Source organism: Christiangramia sediminis (assembly GCF_020552705.1).
Classification (GTDB): Bacteria; Bacteroidota; Bacteroidia; order Flavobacteriales; family Flavobacteriaceae; genus Christiangramia; species Christiangramia sediminis.
The window spans coordinates 44326-62711 of record NZ_JAJBZG010000001.1 but is presented as its reverse complement, the minus strand read 5'-3'; the positions used below and the strand labels follow the sequence as shown (position 1 = coordinate 62711).

The 18386-nt window shown below is 38.9% G+C and carries 12 protein-coding genes and 1 tRNA gene; 10 read left to right on the top strand and 3 right to left on the bottom strand.

Features of this window, described 5'->3' with window-relative positions; translation table 11 throughout:
- Positions 1-117: 117 nt before the first annotated feature.
- Both dinB and LGQ90_RS00295 read left to right on the top strand, forming a co-directional pair.
- Positions 118-1332: a DNA polymerase IV gene (gene dinB, locus LGQ90_RS00300; protein ID WP_229336929.1), complete on the top strand. Its 1215-nt coding sequence runs from the start codon at positions 118-120 to the stop codon at positions 1330-1332.
- On the top strand, positions 1332-4307 hold the full coding sequence (locus tag LGQ90_RS00295; RefSeq protein ID WP_229336927.1) for a DNA polymerase III subunit alpha: 2976 nt from the start codon (positions 1332-1334) through the stop codon (positions 4305-4307). The genes dinB and LGQ90_RS00295 overlap by 1 nt, the downstream gene beginning before the upstream one ends.
- Before the next feature lie 284 nt (positions 4308-4591).
- Here LGQ90_RS00295 and LGQ90_RS00290 read toward each other — a convergent pair.
- Positions 4592-4676, bottom strand: a tRNA-Ser gene (locus LGQ90_RS00290).
- Positions 4677-4955: 279 nt separating this feature from the next.
- Between LGQ90_RS00290 and LGQ90_RS00285 the strand changes: the two genes are divergently transcribed.
- Positions 4956-5978, top strand: a complete 1023-nt coding sequence (locus tag LGQ90_RS00285; RefSeq protein WP_229336925.1) for a M28 family metallopeptidase — start codon at positions 4956-4958, stop codon at positions 5976-5978.
- Between the two features lie 384 nt (positions 5979-6362).
- Here the strand turns inward: LGQ90_RS00285 and LGQ90_RS00280 are convergent, their stop codons facing one another.
- Positions 6363-7004 (bottom strand): protein-L-isoaspartate(D-aspartate) O-methyltransferase, encoded by a 642-nt coding sequence (locus LGQ90_RS00280; RefSeq protein ID WP_229336923.1) that lies wholly within the window; start codon positions 7002-7004, stop codon positions 6363-6365.
- Positions 7005-7139: 135 nt separating this feature from the next.
- Between LGQ90_RS00280 and LGQ90_RS00275 the strand changes: the two genes are divergently transcribed.
- From LGQ90_RS00275 to miaA, 7 genes are all read left to right on the top strand, one after another.
- Positions 7140-8105, top strand: a complete 966-nt coding sequence (locus tag LGQ90_RS00275; protein WP_229336921.1) for a Gfo/Idh/MocA family protein — start codon at positions 7140-7142, stop codon at positions 8103-8105.
- Between the two features lie 117 nt (positions 8106-8222).
- Positions 8223-9116 (top strand): 3-hydroxyacyl-CoA dehydrogenase family protein, encoded by an 894-nt coding sequence (locus tag LGQ90_RS00270; RefSeq protein ID WP_229336920.1) that lies wholly within the window; start codon positions 8223-8225, stop codon positions 9114-9116.
- 114 nt (positions 9117-9230) lie between these two features.
- Positions 9231-10466, top strand: coding sequence for a DUF1015 domain-containing protein (locus tag LGQ90_RS00265; RefSeq protein WP_229336918.1), 1236 nt, complete (start codon positions 9231-9233; stop codon positions 10464-10466).
- A 69-nt stretch (positions 10467-10535) separates the two neighbouring features.
- A complete protein-coding gene (locus tag LGQ90_RS00260) occupies positions 10536-11195 on the top strand; it encodes a YggS family pyridoxal phosphate-dependent enzyme (protein WP_229336916.1) in 660 nt (219 codons plus the stop codon).
- Positions 11196-11210: 15 nt separating this feature from the next.
- The gene (locus LGQ90_RS00255; protein WP_229336914.1) at positions 11211-12584 is read left to right on the top strand and encodes an exonuclease domain-containing protein; all 1374 of its coding nucleotides are present in this window, start codon (positions 11211-11213) and stop codon (positions 12582-12584) included.
- Between the two features lie 52 nt (positions 12585-12636).
- Positions 12637-13446 carry an ion transporter gene (locus tag LGQ90_RS00250; protein WP_229338515.1) on the top strand — a complete coding sequence of 270 codons (810 nt, stop codon included), beginning with the start codon at positions 12637-12639 and terminating at the stop codon, positions 13444-13446.
- Positions 13439-14347, top strand: a complete 909-nt coding sequence (gene miaA, locus LGQ90_RS00245; protein WP_229338513.1) for a tRNA (adenosine(37)-N6)-dimethylallyltransferase MiaA — start codon at positions 13439-13441, stop codon at positions 14345-14347. The genes LGQ90_RS00250 and miaA overlap by 8 nt, the downstream gene beginning before the upstream one ends.
- Here miaA and LGQ90_RS00240 read toward each other — a convergent pair.
- A complete protein-coding gene (locus tag LGQ90_RS00240) occupies positions 14337-18302 on the bottom strand; it encodes an HYR domain-containing protein (RefSeq protein WP_229336912.1) in 3966 nt (1321 codons plus the stop codon). The two genes, miaA and LGQ90_RS00240, sit on opposite strands and share 11 nt — an antisense overlap.
- Between the last annotated feature and the right edge of the window lie 84 nt (positions 18303-18386).

Below are 18386 nucleotides of genomic sequence, written 5' to 3'. Positions count from 1 at the left end.
CCTTTTCTTTTAAAGTTACAAAAGTTTCTTTTCAAAGTTTATTTCTAAACTCATTTGATATTTGCAAAGATTGACCTAATTTTGGAATATTTCTTATTTAATGGATTTATTCCAATTATGAAAGCATCAATTTTACATCTTGATTTAGATACCTTTTTCGTTTCCTGCGAACGTTTACTGGATTCCAGTCTTCAAAAAAAGCCTCTACTTGTCGGTGGGCTAGGAGATCGTGGGGTAGTTGCAGCCTGTAGTTATGAGACACGAAATTTCGGAGTAAGATCTGGAATGTCCATGAAAATTGCCCGGCATCTATGTCCCGAGGCTACTATTATTAGAGGAGATTCCAGTATTTATACAAAATATTCCCATCAGGTTTCTGAAATTATAAAAGAGAAGGTTCCCGTATTTGAAAAAGCCAGTATTGATGAATTTTATGCCGATCTCAGTGGAATGGATAAATTCTTCGGCTGTTATAAGTATGCCTCTGAAATTCGAAATACCATTATTAAAGAAACCGGTCTTCCCATCTCTTTTGGACTCTCTCAGAATAAAATTGTGTCCAAGATCGCCACCGGGGAAGCTAAACCTAATAATCAGATACGTATTGATCTGGGATATGAAAAACCTTTCCTGGCACCACTCTCTGTAAGAAAAATACCTTCTGTTGGCAGCAAGACCTATCAGCTTCTTATCAATATGGGAATAGATCGTATAAGGCTATTACAAAACATGTCGGTAGAACTCCTTATTAGTGCATTTGGCATTCATGGAAAGACCTTATGGAAACGAGCTCATGGCATTGACAATCCCCCGCTTATCCCCTTTCATGAAAGAAAATCTATTTCTACGGAACGCACCTATCAGAAAGATACCATCGATATGCACAAACTTACCACCACCATTATTGCAATGACTGAAAATCTGGCTTATCAACTTCGAAGAGGAGAAAAACTTACCTGCTGTGTAAGTATCAAAATACGCTATGCAGATTTCAGCACCTATTCTAAACAGAAAAGTATTCCTTTTTCCAGTGCAGACCATATTCTGGTTCCCATTGTCATGGAACTGTTTAAGAAACTCTATGATCGCAGGATGCTCATACGCCTGGTCGGTGTAAAATTCAGCCACCTGGTTCAGGGTAATTATCAGATCAACCTTTTTGATGATACTGAAGAAATGATAAGTCTATACAATGCTATGGATACTATACGCCATAAATATGGAGAGAATAAAGTAATGCGAGCCTCGGCGATGGGCGCAAGAACTATCGGGCGTGGTATGAATCCTTTTTCAGGAGAACCTCCAGTTGTACTGGCTCACCGTAAACAATAATGTATCTTAATTGCCATACATATTACTCTCTTAATTACGGAACATTTTCCGAAATAAACCTATTGGAGCTCGCTCATTCCCTTGGCCTGGATGCTTTGGCGCTGACAGATATCAATAATACTTCCGCTTGCTTAAATTTTGTACGTAAAGCCCGGGATTATAAAATTAAACCTGTCCTGGGAATTGATTTTAGAAATGGAGCTGACCAGCAATATGTAGGACTGGCCAAAAACAACGAGGGTTTTCAGCAACTCAATGAATTTCTTAGTCATTTTTTACATGAACAAAAGCCGATACCTTCCTGTGCTCCTGCCCTTTCTGAAGTATTTATTATTTATCCTTTTGAAAAAGTACTCCAGCTTGAAAAAACCAGCTTTAAAGAAAACGAGTTTATAGGCATTTCCATTGAAGAGCTCAGAAAAATCCGCTTCACAAAATATATAGATGAAAAAGAAAAGATCGTCCTGCTCCAACCGGTAAGTCTACGGAATAAACGAGACTATAACACACATCGTCTGTTAAGGGCTATTGGATTGAATACCCTGCTAAGTAAACTTCCTGCATCAGAAGAAGCAAGCATAAAAGATATGATGTCTCCCCTAGCCGATTTATGGAAAGCCTTTGAAGGTTTCGAATTCATTCTTGAAAACACAAAGAAGTTACTTGACCAATGTAGTATTGAATTTGATTTTGGAAATGAACGTAGCTCACAGAATAAGCAGGGATTTCTAAAAAATGCGGAAGAGGATTTCGAGTTGCTCCAGCAACTTTGTAAAAAAGGACTACCAAAAAGGTATACCGAGCTGACTCCTGAAATCCACCAGCGTCTGGAAAAAGAATTAAAGGTGATAAAGGAAATGAATTTTGTGGCTTATTTTCTTATCAACCATGATATTGTGGAGTACGCCCGGAGAAATAATTATCCTCATGTAGGTAGAGGAAGTGGGGCAAATAGTATTGTTGCTTATATCATTGGAATCACCGATGTAGATCCCATTGAACTTGATTTGTATTTTGAGCGGTTTATTAATCCTTACCGGGTCTCCCCTCCCGATTTTGATATTGATTTTTCAACCTGGGAACGGGATGATGTAACAGCGTATATTTTTAAAAAGTATGATAATGTTGCCCTACTGGCTACCTACAATACTTTTAAGTACAAATCTGCCCTTCGGGAACTGGGAAAAGTCTTCGGAATGCCTAAAGAAGAAATTGATAAACTAACCCAGGGTCATCTTTCAAATCTCGATAGTATAGCCAGCCTGGTGCTGAAATATGCCGGGTGGATAAAAGATTTCCCAAATCATTTAAGTGTGCATTCGGCCGGGGTGCTTATTCTCGAAAAACCGATACATTATTATTCTGCTACATTTTTTCCCCCTAAGGGATTTCCTACTGTACAATTTGATATGATAATTGCTGAAGATGTGGGTATTTTCAAGTTTGATATCCTGGGCCAAAGAGGCCTGGCAAAAATTAAGGAGGCCATTCAAATTATAAGATCAAATCAGCCCCATGCATCACTGTTAGATATTCGGGATGTAGAGGCCATGAAAAAGGATGCCAAATTAAACCGGCTGCTTAGAGAGGGAAAAGCAACTGGAGTTTATTATGTAGAATCCCCGGCCATGAGGGGGCTTATGACCAAGCTTAAGACCAGTAGTTACCTGGAACTGGTAGCAGCCAGTTCCGTAATAAGACCCGGCGTCTCCAGCTCTGGAATGAAAAATGAATTTATTAAACGCACCCGCGATCCCCGGGAAAGAAAAAAAGCTAATCCTGCTTTATGGAAGATCATGCCGGAAACTTATGGTATAATGGTGTATCAGGAAGATGTTTTGAAAGTTGCCCATTTATTTGCGGGGCTAGACCTGGGGGAGGCAGATGTATTAAGAAGGGGAATGAGTGGAAAGTTTAGATCCAGAGCAGAATTCCAGGCAGTAGAAGATAAGTATTTTCAGAATTGTAAAGAACGGGGATATAGTGACCACCTGGCCCGGGAAATATGGGAGCAGATAAGAAGTTTTGCCGGCTATGCTTTTGCAAAAGGGCATTCGGCATCTTATGCCGTAGAAAGCTATCAGAGTCTTTATCTCAAATGTTACTTTCCCTTAGAATTTATGGTGGCCGTTCTAAATAATGGAGGTGGATTTTATGACACCGAAACTTATGTTCATGAAGCCAGAATGTTCGGAGCTAAAATAGAACCCCCGTGTATTAATAATAGTGACCATCCAAATCTTATTATCGGCAAAACCATCTATCTGGGACTGGGATACCTTAAAAGTTTAGAAAGCCTGGTGATACAGAGAATTCTTAATGAAAGACAACTCCATGGCCCTTATACTTCTTTTGATGATTTTATAGATAGAGTGGCTATCTCCCTGGAGCAGTTAACCATTCTAATAAGAATTGAAGCTTTTAGGTTTACAGTTATTTCAAAAAAGGAATTGATGTGGCAGGCAGTTTTTAAAACTAGATCAAGTAAAGTTTCTACGCATCAAGATCAATTATTCAAACCTGAACATAAAAAATTTAGTATCCCCAACCTGCCCTCTAATGAAATTGAAAATGCCTATGATCAGATAGAACTTATTGGTTTTCCGCTTTCGGGTTATTTTAATCTAATGGATGGGGATATATCAAGTAGGATAAGAGCAACAGACTTTCCCCATTTAAAAGGTCAAACAATATTAATATTTGGAGCACTCGTTCATACCCGGTTAAATAAGACTTCTAAAGGAGAAATAATGAGGTTCACTACCTTCTTTGACCAACAAGGTGATTTTTTTGATTGCGTACACTTTCCCCAGGCTTATAAAAAATCACAGGTATTTGGAAAAGGCATTTATGCCTGCTTTGGTAAAGTAACCGAAGAATATGGATTCTTTTCCCTCGAGATAATATGGGTTAAAAAACAGTCTTTAAAACCTGATCCAAGATATGAGAGTGAGTATAAAGTAAGACTGAATTAATAAAGCTTCAAAGAATTAACTCCGTTGATCCCAGAGGGGAACCAGCAAAGAAAAATCATCACTGCCTGCAGCCGTGATTTCTATTCGTGCTCATGCTGCAAAGCCAGCTTTGTCAACGAGGGATTAACTGCGTTGATCCCGGAGGGGGATCCAATACTTAAATTAAATACTTCAGGGCGCTGCGCGACCTGGATCATTTCTTTTATTTCAGGTCATTGAACCAGCTCAAACAAACCTTCATAAAACAAAAATGCTCCACCTTATGGTGAAGCATTTAATTTAAGCGGAGAAAGAGGGATTCGAACCCCCGGAGGTGTGACCCTCAACAGTTTTCAAGACTGCCGCATTCGACCACTCTGCCATTTCTCCTGAGTGCCTCATCAGCTATTTGCTGAATGCGGGTGCAAATATAACAAGCTTTTTCAATTTAATACAACTAAAATCTTATCTTTTTTAAAGTAATTTTTATCGCTTTCAAAATCAACCACTTTCAGCTCAAAAAAATTGTGTCGCAAAGCTTTCTTAAATTAGTTCAGAGCAGTTTTAAACCTTTCCACATCATCATAGTCTATATTTATGAGTCCCTTATAATTAATTAATATCAAAACCGCTATATTGGCGGCAATTACTTAAAAACTTAATATTATTATGAAAAAAATATTGTTTCTGGCCCTTCCTGCCCTCCTGGCTGCATGTGGCGCACAAAATAAAAACATCGAAAATGCAGATCCCATGGATTATGCCAATACCATTACTGCAGATGAATTAAAAGAACATTTATACACTTTTGCCAGTGATGAGTTTGAAGGAAGAAACACAGGTGAACCTGGTCAGAAAAAAGCTGCGGAATATATCGTTAACGAATATAAAAGCCAGAACATAAAATCTCCTAAGGGGATGAGTAATTACTACCAGGTAATCCCTACAGAATATTTTAAAGGAAAACTGAAAGCTTCTGAAAATGTTCTTGGTTTTATTGAAGGTAGCGAAAAGCCTGAGGAAGTACTGGTGATCTCCTCGCATTACGACCATGTTGGAGTAGATGATAAAGGGAATATCTATAATGGTGCAGATGATGGTGGTTCTGGTCCAGTGGGACTTTTAGAGATTGCAGAAGCTTTTGCCCAGGCTAAAAAAGATGGTTACACACCTAAACGCTCTATATTATTTTTCCATATAACGGGTGAAGAGAAAGGCCTTTTAGGATCTAAATATTACACTGAAAATCCGGTGATGCCATTGGAGAATACGGTTGCAAACCTTAATATGGATATGATTGGTCGTATAGATCCAGCGCACGAGGGGAATGACAATTATATATATTTAATTGGAAGTGATATGCTAAGTACAGAACTTCACGAATTAAGTGAAGAGGTAAATAACAAGTATATGAATATGGATCTGGATTATAAGTATAATGACGAAAATGACCCAAACAGATTCTATTACAGAAGTGACCACTATAATTTCGCGAAAAATAACATTCCTGTTATATTTTATTTCAACGGAGTACATGCAGATTATCACAAACCGACCGATACTGCTGAGAAAATAAGCTATTCTGCTTTAGAAAAGAGAACTAAGCTGGCATTTTTAACTGCCTGGGAGATCGCTAACCGTGACGCCCGACTGGTTGTAGATAAAGCTGAAGACACCGTTGCCGGTAACTAAAGATTTTCTTTTTAAAATAAGACAAAGCCTCGTTTTTTTAACGGGGCTTTTTTGTTTTTAGTTCGGAGTTCGTCGTTCTTGGTTCTTGGTTCAGATTTCTCAGTCGCTAAGCTTCTTCGAAATGACACATGAACTATAAGTCATCTTGAACGTAAAGAGAGATCTAAATGTAGGCAGATATCTGAAATAAATAGTAAAACGAAAATAATGTACGTCATCATATTTCGTAATTCGTCGTTCGTCACTCGAACGAGATTTCTCAGTCGGTCGCTCCTTCGAAATGACAATATTAAAACTTCGCGTGAAATGAGAGATTAGATTCTTACTTAAATTTGAAATCATTCAAACTTAAAAAGCTCTCATATCTCAATACTAAATTCTTTTTTAATTTTTGTCTTCCAGTAAGGGTACAAACCTGAAAGCTCCAAATTCCTTTTTATCAAATTCCTTATTGGATTTTCGCACGAAAAGAGTCATCGTCTGTACATCACTACCTACCGGGATCACCATCCTGCCCCCAACTTTTAACTGACTTAAAAGATCTTTAGGAACCTCAGGTGCTCCCGCTGTAACGATGATCTTCTCATAAGGAGCATATTCCGGAATGCCTTTATACCCGTCGCCAAAACTTAAATATTTCGGCCGGTAGCCCAGTTTAGAAAGAAAGGTTTTGGTTTTTTTATAAAGTTCACGCTGCCGTTCTATACTATAGACTTTCGCGCCCAGTTCACAAAGCACTGCGGTTTGATACCCGCTGCCTGTCCCCACTTCCAGTACCTTATCCCCTTTTTTGATCCCTAAAAGTTCTGACTGAAAAGCGACCGTATAGGGTTGAGAGATTGTTTGATCGGCGGCAATAGGAAAAGCTTTATCCTGGTAGGCGTGATCCTCAAAACTGCTGTCCATAAAAAGATGTCGCGGAATCTTTCCAATTGCCGCAAGCACCTTCTCATCGATGATCCCCTTCTTTTTTACGGTTCTTACCAGTTGCTGTCTTTTTCCCTGATGTCTGTAAGTATCCTTCAAGTTATCTGTGCTTTTGTCAGGCTATAAAATTAGGTAAAGCAGCTGATTTATCCCAAGCAAATAGCTCCCGGGATTTGGCCTAATTTTATAAAGTATTTAATATCAAAATGCTATTTTTGTGAAAATTGCAAAAATATGCTGAAAGCAGGAGTCCTGGGCGCAGGCCATCTGGGAAAAATTCATCTTAAATTACTGAATCAATCTGAAGAATATGAACTGATAGGTTTTTATGATGCGAATAAGGAAAATGCTGAAAAAGTAGCTAAGGAATTCGGCTACAAAATGTATGAAGATCTTGATGAACTCATCGCCGACGCCGACATGATAGATGTGGTCACTCCTACCCTGGCACATTTTGATGTCGCCAAAAAAGTCATTTCTGCAGGCAAACATCTTTTTATTGAAAAGCCTATCACCAATACCTACGAGGAGGCTGAAGAATTGATAAAACTTGCCAAAAAACATAACGTAAAAGGCCAGGTTGGTCACGTTGAAAGATTCAACCCCGCCTTCCAGGCTGTGGCAGATCGCATAGAAAATCCAATGTTTATCGAAGCTCACCGTTTAGCGGAATTCAATCCGAGAGGAACAGATGTACCGGTGGTGCTCGATCTTATGATCCACGATATAGACGCCGTAATGAGCGTGGTAAAATCTGATGTGAAAAAGATCAATGCCAGCGGCGTTTCAGTAATCAGCGACACTCCCGATATTGCCAATGCGCGAATTGAATTCGAAAATGGTTGTGTGGCCAATCTTACCGCCAGCCGTATCTCGATGAAAAACATGAGAAAATCGAGATTCTTTCAGCGGGATGCTTATATTTCTGTGGATTTCCTGGAGAAAAAATGTGAGGTGGTGAAAATGAAAGATGCCCCGGAAGATCCCGATGATTTTGCCATGATCCTTCAGAATGCGGAAGGAATTAAAAAACAGATCTATTTCGACAATCCTGATGTTTCTCCAAATAACGCAATCCTGGAGGAGCTGGAAAGTTTTGCCGATGCTATAAATAATGATAAAGAACCTGTGGTAACCATGGAGCAGGCTGCGAAAGCACTTCAGGTGGCCAACCAGGTGATCGCAAATTTTAATGTATAATTTAATAAAATAGATTTTCTATAATAATTCGTCAAGCTGAACTTAATTCATCTTCTCAATAGATCCTGAATCAAGTTCAGGATGACGATTCAAGAAAGTCTTATAAAAATTAATAAAATGAAAAACATCGCAGTTATAGGAGCCGGAACCATGGGGAATGGTATTGCACATACTTTTGCCCAAAGCGGTTACAAAGTTGAACTTATAGATATTTCTGAAGAAAGCCTGAAAAAAGGAATGGACACCATTTCTAAAAACCTTGACCGGATGCTTTCCAAAGAAAAGATCACGGAAGGTCAGAAAAAATCTACCCTGGGAAATATCACGACTCATACAGATATTTCTGAAGGAGTAAAAGATGCCGATCTTGTAGTGGAAGCAGCTACAGAAAATACTGAATTAAAGCTAAAGATCTTCAGACATCTGGATCAGCAGACCTCAGCAGATACGATTCTTGCTTCCAATACCTCCTCCATTTCCATCACCCAGATCGCTTCTGTGGTTTCAAATCCGGAAAGAGTGATCGGGATGCACTTTATGAACCCGGTGCCGGTAATGAAGCTGGTAGAGATCATCCGCGGTTATAATACTACCGATGAAGTGACCAGTAAGATCATGGACCTTTCGGAAAAACTGAATAAAGTACCGGTAGAAGTAAATGACTATCCTGGTTTTGTTGCAAACAGGATCTTAATGCCAATGATCAATGAAGCAATTGAAACCCTATACAACGGCGTGGCCGGAGTATACGAAATAGATACGGTAATGAAACTGGGAATGGCTCATCCTATGGGACCGCTACAGCTAGCCGATTTTATTGGGCTGGACGTATGTCACTCGATCCTTGAAGTTATGTACGACGGATTTAAAAATCCAAAATACGCCCCAAGTCCGCTATTGACCAATATGGTTAGAGCAGGAAAGATCGGGGTAAAATCTGGGGAAGGCTTCTATGATTATTCGGAAAGCAGAAAGGCAGAAAAAGTTTCCGCTCAGTTTAAGAGTAAATAGTATTGAGTAGTTAGTATTGAGATTTCTCCCTTCGGTCGAAATGACAAATATCTGTCATTTCGAAGGAGTGCATAAACACGACTGAGAAATCTCTTAGTAAACAAAAGCATTAATTTGACAAAGATCCTTCCATTTAAAGCAGTTAGACCTACCCGTGCCTATGCCGGGCTGGTTGCTTCCCGCTCCTATGAAGATTATAGTGAAGAGGAATTAAAAGCACAATTAGAGTACAATCCTTATTCCTTTCTGCACATCATAAATCCCGGGTATAAATTTCAGCATGAGATCGCCGGGGAGAAACGCTTCGGCATGGTAAAGAATCGTTACCTGGAGTTCAAGGAAGAACATATTTTTGAACAGGATGAGCAAGCCTGCTATTATATCTATAAGATCAAAACCAGGGAAACCTCCTGCTGCGGAATAATTGCCGCGGCAAGTGCCGAAGATTATAAACAGGAGGTAATAAGACGGCATGAAGATACCATTGCGCACCGGGAAGAATTATTCAAGGATTACCTGAAAGTGGTCGGTTTTAACACCGAGCCTGTATTGCTTACTTATCCCGATAATACAGTGATCAACGATCTTCTGGATAAAAGGATGAAATCCAGGCCTGAATATGAATTTGCGACCTACAATAAGGAAACTCATTCACTTTGGCTTATAGACGATCCTGAAAATATCCAGCAGATAAAAGAACAATTCGGGGCAATGGAGAAACTTTATATTGCAGATGGGCACCATCGCAGTGCTTCTTCCTATTTACTGGCCAAAGAAAGCAAAGAAAATAACCCTGATCATACCGGGAAAGAAGCCTATAATTTTTTTATGAGCTACCTCATTTCTGAAAGCAACCTGAGAATTTTCGAGTTTAGCCGACTCATAAAAGACCTCAACGGCCATTCCAAAGAAGAATTCCTGATTCTGCTTGATGAGTGGTTCAGAATAGAGAATCGTGGCCATGAAGTTTATAAACCCTCCAAAAAACATCATTTTAATATGTACCTGGATGGCGAATTCTATTCACTTTATCTTAGAAAGACCAATTATACTTTTACCGATTCCCTGAGTGAGCTGGATTCTTATATCTTATATGAAAATATCCTGAAACCGATACTTGGGATCGAAGACCTGCGCAACGATAAACGTATCGCCTACATCCATGGCCGAAATGATATTATTGAATTGAAAACACGGGTAGATAAGGGTGAATTCGCCGTGGGATTTGGAATGCTTCCTGCAGAAATTGCAGAAATAAAGCAAATTGCAGATGAAAATTTAACCATGCCGCCAAAAAGTACTTATATTGAACCTAAGTTGCGAAACGGTCTTACAATTTACGAATTCTAAGCACGTATTAATTAAGCACACCTCCCTACAGGGCTTATTTAATCCTTAATTTAAAAGACGAAATAAAGGATGGACATTTCTGAAAATATCAAAAAATATAAAAGCGAACTTCCTGAAAATGTGAAGCTCGTAGCCATTTCCAAAACCAAACCTAACGAAGATCTAATGGAAGCTTATAATGCCAGTCAGCGTATTTTAGGTGAGAACAAGATCCAGGAAATGACCGATAAATGGGAATCTCTTCCTAAAGATATCGAGTGGCATATGGTAGGTCACGTACAGCGAAACAAGGTAAAATACATGGCGCCTTATGTTTCGCTTATTCACGCTGTAGACAGTTTAAAACTTCTTAAAGAGATCAATAAGAGGGCTAAACAAAATGAACGAACGATAGACTGCCTGCTTCAGATAAAAATTGCGGAAGAAGATTCCAAGTTTGGTATAGATGCTGCAGAAGCAGAAGAAATCCTGAACTCTGAAGCCTACTCTAAAATGAAGCATGTGAATATCACCGGCCTTATGGGAATGGCAACTTTCACCGATGATAAAGAACAGGTAAGGTCTGAATTCAAATATCTAAAGTCAGTTTTTGATAAGTTCAGAGAACAGCATCCTCAACTCAAAGAACTTTCCATGGGTATGAGCGGTGATTATCAGATTGCTGTGGAATGCGGTTCTACCATGGTGAGAATTGGAAGTAGTATATTTGGCGAGAGAAATTATAATTAACGAAGGAGAGCGAATTTGTACGCGATATTAGACATAGAGACTACTGGTGGTAAGTATAATGAAGAAGGGATCACCGAAATAGCCATATATAAGTTTGACGGTCAAAAAGTAGTAGACCAGTTCATTAGCCTGGTAAATCCTGAACAGGATATTCAGCCATTCGTGGTAAATCTTACCGGCATTAACAATGAGATGCTTCGCAATGCGCCAAAATTCTATGAGGTTGCCAAAAGAATTGTGGAGATCACCAGCGATTGTATTCTAGTAGCGCATAATGCTAAGTTTGATTACAGGATCCTGCGAACCGAATTTCGTCGTCTGGGCTTTGAATTTGAGAGAAAAAGCCTTTGTACAGTTGAACTTTCCAAGAAATTGATTCCAGATCTTCCCTCTTATAGCCTGGGAAAACTGGTTAGATCTTTGGGTATCCCTTTAAGTGACCGTCACCGTGCCGCCGGAGATGCCCAGGCGACCATCAAGCTCTTTAAAATGTTGCTGGCTAAGGATGTTGAAAAAGATATCTTGAAACAGCATGTACGCAAGGAACCTAAAAGGAATATAGACACAAAACTGGTCTTTATCCTTGAAGAATTACCTTCAGAAACCGGGATCTATTATTTCCATGACGAGAACAGCGAGATCATTTATGTAGGGAAATCGAGAAATATCCGTAAAAGGGTGAATCAGCATTTTACCAACGACAATCCCAAGTCACAGGAAATGCAACGTAAGGTAGCTTCAGTCTCTTATGAGCTTACCGGGAATGAACTTATTGCATTACTGAAAGAGAACCAGGAGATCAAAGAATTAAAACCCCGCTACAACCGTGCTCTGAAAAGAGACATTTTCAGCCATGCACTTTACCAGTTTACCGATGAGAATGGCTATGTAAATCTCAAGATTGGACGTGCAAATAAAACTAAAAAGAATATCACCACTTTCAGCTCCCTGAGATCGGGAAATAACTCCCTCCAAAAATGGGTGACCGAGTATGAGCTATGTGAACGCCTGGCCGGCTTACACGGAGGTAACGGAAATTGCTTCGCCTATACCATCAAAAGCTGTCACGGGGCATGTATAGAAGAGGAAAGCCCGGAAGTTTACAACGACAGGGTTCTTGGGCTTATAGACAAACACTCATATGACAACCAGAATATGCTTTTGATTGGGCGAGGCCGAGAAGTAGACGAAAAAAGTGCCTTACTTATTGAAGATGGAGAGTTCAAAGGCATTGGCTATTTCAACCTCAATCACCAGATAAACAACCTGGATATTATTCGTTCTATCATTACCCCTATGAATGACAATAGGGACGCACAACATATTATTCAAAGCTTTTTACGCAAGAAGCATAATTTTAAGATCATTCAACTTTCTATTCAGGAGTAGAGTCTTCGCTAATTTTTTATACTTTTAGGTCACTGTGGAAGAAAATAAACCAATGCCTCCCTGGAAACATAAACTTCATGAAATAATTTATGAGGCTGATACTCCTGCGGGAAAGATCTTCGATATTGCCATTCTTATAGTGATCATTATAAGCGTGGCCCTGGTGATGATGGAAAGTGTTACCCCCCTGTTAGTAAAATATGCCTGGGAATTCTATATCGCTGAATGGATCATCACCGCTATTTTCACTATTGAATATATCCTGCGCATTGTGGTGATCAATAAACCCAAGCGATATATTTTTAGTTTTTACGGGATCGTAGATCTCCTCTCTACCCTTCCCAGTTATATAGGTTTTATTTTTGGGGGTGCCAACCTTCTTTTTGCCATAAGAGCGCTAAGACTTCTAAGGATATTCCGGATACTTAAAGTTACCAGATATATTGGCGAATCCCGGAAACTTATGCTTGCCCTGAGAAACAGTAAAGCCAAAATTCTCGTTTTTCTTTTTGCCGTACTTATCATCTGTATCATTGCCGGAACCTTAATGTATCTGGTAGAAGGGCAGGAATCTGGTTTTGAGAACATCCCGCTAAGCATCTACTGGTGTATTGTAACCCTCACTACCGTAGGTTTTGGGGATATCGCCCCAATCACGCCTTTAGGCCGTTTTATCGCTTCGGTAATCATGATCACGGGTTATGGGATCATCGCCGTGCCTACCGGAATTGTTAGCGCCGAATTCAGTAAGTCTGCAGAAAAGTCGCTGAACAATACCCAGGTATGTCCTAACTGTAATGAGAGCAAACATTTGGATGATGCCGAATTCTGCCATAATTGTGGATACAAACTCAATGCCTAATTTTCTTATTAACATCCTGGGTCCCACAGCTATCGGAAAAACTTCACTTTCCATTGAAGTTGCAAAGCATTTGAATACCGAGATCATTTCCGCAGATTCAAGACAGTTTTTTAAAGAAATGAGCATTGGAACCGCGGTACCTGAAGCAGAGGAACTGGAAGCTGTTACACATCATTTTATTCAGCATATTTCAATAGAAGAAGATTATTCTGTAGGAGATTTTGAAAGAGAGGCCATCAAAAAACTGGAAATGCTTTTTAAGAAGCATTCCGTAGCAGTTATGGTGGGCGGAAGCGGATTATACGTGAAAGCAGTCACTGAAGGTCTTGATGAATTTCCTGAAGTGGATCCTGAAATTCGGAAAAACCTTAACCAGCACCTGCAGAAAGATGGTATTGACTGGTTACAGAAACAGCTTTTTGTGCTGGATCCAGATTATTATAAAACCGCTGATGTTCAGAATCCGCATAGACTGATAAGAGCCCTGGAAATATGTATAGAAACCGGGAAACCTTTCTCCTCATTTCTAAAACAGAACAAAGCCAAACGTGAATTTGAAAGCATCAAAATTGGACTTACCGCCAATAGGGAAATGATCTACGATCGCATTAACAAACGGGTAGATCTTATGATCGAAAATGGCCTGGTGCAGGAAGCCAAAAGCCTTTATTCCAGGAAAGATCTGAATGCCTTGAATACCGTGGGATATAAAGAGCTTTTTCAATATTTCGATGAAGAAACAGACCTGGAAACGGCCATTTCAGAAATTAAAAAGAATACCCGCAGGTTTGCTAAAAGACAACTCACCTGGTTTAGAAAAGATCCTGAAATAAAGTGGTTCGAATTTGATGAAGAGCCTGAAAAGATCTTCGATTATATTGAATCCCGGATCAATACTTAAAAATAAATCTTTTATGTAGCATCTCTTTATTGGTAATGATTTTCACCACATATACCGCTTCCTGTAAAGGGCCCAGCTCCAGGGCATATTCCGAAACATTCTCCTCATAATCTTTAGCGGCTATAAATCTGCCGCGATGATCAAAGACCTCCAGACGTTGAATAGTGACATCTGCTGGCGTCGCCACTTTAAAGCTTCCGGTATTGGGGTTAGGATAGATAAAAATATATTCCGATCCCTGGGTAGGCGGAGCCTCACAAAAATCAAACTCATCTGTTATGCTAACAGTAACGGAACCTGAAGAAGTATTTCCGCTGCTGTCTTCTGCAGTTACCTGCACCAGATTCGTCCCCAATTCCTTACAGGAAAAAACAGACTTGCTCAGCGTATAAGTTACATCGGGGTCACAAGAATCAAAAGATCCATTATCGATATCTTCAAAGCTGATAAAAGCTATTCCTTCCCCATTAAGATTGCGGCTAACATTATTAAGTTGAAGTACAGGCGGTGTATTATCTTCCAGTGATATTTTAAAGCTACAGGAGTCAGAATCTGAACCGTTTTCAACTCTTAGACTCACTTCAAATTCTGAATCAGTAACCACAGTTCCCGGTAACGGATCCTGGATTACCTCAAGTCCATTTCCATTAAAAACTTCGGCTTCCCCGGTATAATCCGGGAGCGTAAAAGAACAATTTTCATCCCATTCCAGTATTTTATCTGCCGGGCATGAGATCATAAGTTCATCTCCAGTCATTAGCTGAAGTTCAAAATCACAGGAGACCCTATTTCCGGCGGCATCTAGCACACTAATTGAAATATTGGTATCTGTGGTAATTTCAGTACCAGGCAAAGGATCCTGGATAACTTCAACAATACCACAATTATCATCCGCATCTATCTGATCACTGAAATCTGGAACCCTGGCAACACCACCTTCCGTAATATTTAATACCTGATCTCCCGGACAACTAATTGTAGGTGAAATATCGTCCTCAAAATTAAGAGCGATCGTACAGCTCTGGATTTGGTCTTCAAAACTGGCCGTAACCTCTATACTTGTTTCAGCTCGAATAATTGATCCTGCTTCTATAGATTGTGTAATACTTGCTGTGGCCGGATTATAGTTTAAGATCTCAGAAAAATCCGGTACTCTATAATTACAATTTTCATCTGCCATGATCAAATATTCATCGATACAGGAAAGAACCAGTTCGTCCTCTTCGACAACTACAATATTAACAGGGACTACACAGCTTGTAGAATTATTTTTAGAATCAAAAGCTGTAACCGTCACATTTATAGTTTGACCATCATCTTCTTCAGTAAATTGAGATCTGTCCAGGCTGAGAGAAATGTCCTGCCCCTCACAATTATCCCGGAATGAGTTTAAGAGTTCTTCGGGTTCTAATATTCTTGTCTCACCTCGCGGAAAACTAAGCTCATAACTGGATTTACATTCCAATACCGGAGCCTGGCTATCAATAACTTCAATTTCAAAACTACAATCAGAAACATTATTTGATTCGTCGGTGGCAGTATAGGAGATCGTATAAGTTCCAACGGGAAATACATTTCCGCTTATTAGGTCAATATTATCTGTACGCTGGATAGTCACCTCTCCTCCACTGTCATCGGTAGCCATGGCATCCTGAAAGTTTATTACGGCTCCACAAACCCCGGTGTCATTTTCAAAGCTAATATTTTCGGGGCAGCTAATCTCTGGAGCTACGGTATCTGAAGATTTAGTAAGTCTATAGGTGACCTCACAAGTTTCCGTATTATCATAAGGATCTGTAGCGGTTAAAATGATCTCGTAATCTCCTTCTTCGGTAAATTCAGTTCCAGGGGGAGGATCCTGGACGATCACAAGCTCTTCGTCTGCAGCGCAATTATCAGAAATTCCAAACATATCTACTACTTCCGGGAGAACGTAAATACCATTGGCAGGTATTTCCCTGGTTTGTGCTTCCGCAGGACAAATAATTAATGGCGCTCCCACATCCTTTACGGTTACATTTACGGTACAGGAATATTCATCACCTGTTTCCTTATCTGTAGCTCTAATGGTTAAGGGATTGGTTCCGATATCTTCACAGGTAAATTGCTGTAGGCTTAATTCTAAATCTAAATTTGAAATATCACTGGTTATAAAATCTGAAGTAGGAATTTCAGTAACTGAAGAATTTTGAGCTTCTTCTCCAAGGTTTACCGTTAAGTCTCCTATACATTTAAATTCGTATGGTACCTCTTCAGGTAAAATCTCAATTGACGTTGTGCAATCTGAAATATTTCCAGCTTCATCTTCTACAAATAAGGTAATATTTTTTGTTCCGGAGGTAGTAAAGGTAGTTTCAGAAAGTGTTTTCGTGGAAATCCCACAGTTATCTGAGGAACTTAATTCTATATCTGAAACTGCAATAGTTACGCTACCATTTTCTAATTGAAATTCCTTACCTGCAGCAACACAATTTACTACAGGATCCTTTTCATCTTTCACCGTTATAGCTACTACACAAAAATCGGTTGCTCCGGTTTCCTCATCTGTCGCGGTGATCTCTATATCCTGGGTTCCAATATCTGAACAATCAAATTCAAAACTTGCCGGACTAAAAGATAAACCTGAAGTGTCACTACTAACAATATCCTCAGCAAGGACAGTGACTGGCTGATCATCTAAAAGCTGTACCTCTTTAGTTCCCACGCAGGTTATTTCTAAACTGGGTTCTTCATCTCCTGTCACGGTAACTTTTACTGTACATGTATCTTTGTTACCGGCATTATCTGTAACGATCATTACTACATCATAAACATCTGCTGCTGTAAAGGTAGTTTGGGAAAGAGTAATACTTTCTATACCACAATTATCTGTAGAACCGTTATTTATATCTTCAACACTTATAGATGCTGAACCATTTACGAGTGGTAAATCAAAGTCCCCTACACATTCTGCAATAGGATCGATTAAATCAAAAGAGGGAGTTCTTTCGTATATTTCTAAGTCAAATTGTAGAGAAGTTCCGCTAATATTCGCATTATTTAAATACAATTTACTATCACAAACTAAATTATTAATTGCAATATCTACCGGAAACCTGATTTCACCATCTTGATAATAATATTCAAATCCCTGAGTAGGATTAAAAATTTTAAAACCAAATTCATTATTATTAATTCCTTGTTGTATGTTACTGGCTAAGACAAGTAATTCAAAAAATCCTAATTGATCGTAATTTAAAAATTTTTCAAAATCTACTCTTCCGGCATATTCTATAATGTGTATGAAATCAAATTCATCTATAAAAATACTTCCAGGAGATATAACATTAGAAAGAGTACCGTTTTGATTTAAATTTTCATCAAATATTAAAACCTGAGGATTATCATTACCAGCTTGGCTAACAAATAATTTATAATTTGAATTCACTGCGAGACGATAAGGTATTTCTACATTATTTGTTCCATCAATAAAATTCCCATCCTGATTAAAAACTCTTATTCTACTTTCTTCACCATTTTCACAAGTTGAACCATCATAGTATTCAGCAATATATATTTTATCATCTCTATCTATTGCCAATCCTAATGGTCTAAAATATGATTTAGCAATCTCATTTTCTAAATTACCATTAGAACTAAAAATTTTTACTTTACCATTATCCAAACAACTACCACTTTCAAAATAATCAGCAATGTAAATTTTACCTGAACTATCTACTTCTATATCTAAAGGACTTTCTAAATCAGCGGCACTAATTAATTGAGATTCATTGATAGTTCCATTTGGATTTAGCTTGTCAACCCCATTACCAAAAGAAAGTGTATAAATAAATCCTTGAGAATCTACGGCAGTAGAGATTATTATATTTTCGGGCGAATTGCTACTGGCTGTACCAAGATCAACTCCATTTAAATGTTCATAAGAAGGCACCTGAGTAGCAGGATCCTGCCCCAAAACATTGCTTAAAAAAGCGAAGAAAAGAAAAATAAAAGTGCAGTTCTTCCGTAGAGAAGAGCCCTTTAAATCATATATATCGGC

Coding starts and splice junctions, on each gene's coding strand:
- dinB (WP_229336929.1), top strand. CDS start 118: ATGAAAGCATCAATTTTACATCTTGATTTAGATACCTTTTTCGTTTCC.
- LGQ90_RS00295 (WP_229336927.1), top strand. CDS start 1,332: ATGTATCTTAATTGCCATACATATTACTCTCTTAATTACGGAACATTT.
- LGQ90_RS00285 (WP_229336925.1), top strand. CDS start 4,956: ATGAAAAAAATATTGTTTCTGGCCCTTCCTGCCCTCCTGGCTGCATGT.
- LGQ90_RS00275 (WP_229336921.1), top strand. CDS start 7,140: ATGCTGAAAGCAGGAGTCCTGGGCGCAGGCCATCTGGGAAAAATTCAT.
- LGQ90_RS00270 (WP_229336920.1), top strand. CDS start 8,223: ATGAAAAACATCGCAGTTATAGGAGCCGGAACCATGGGGAATGGTATT.
- LGQ90_RS00260 (WP_229336916.1), top strand. CDS start 10,536: ATGGACATTTCTGAAAATATCAAAAAATATAAAAGCGAACTTCCTGAA.
- LGQ90_RS00250 (WP_229338515.1), top strand. CDS start 12,637: ATGCCTCCCTGGAAACATAAACTTCATGAAATAATTTATGAGGCTGAT.
- miaA (WP_229338513.1), top strand. CDS start 13,439: ATGCCTAATTTTCTTATTAACATCCTGGGTCCCACAGCTATCGGAAAA.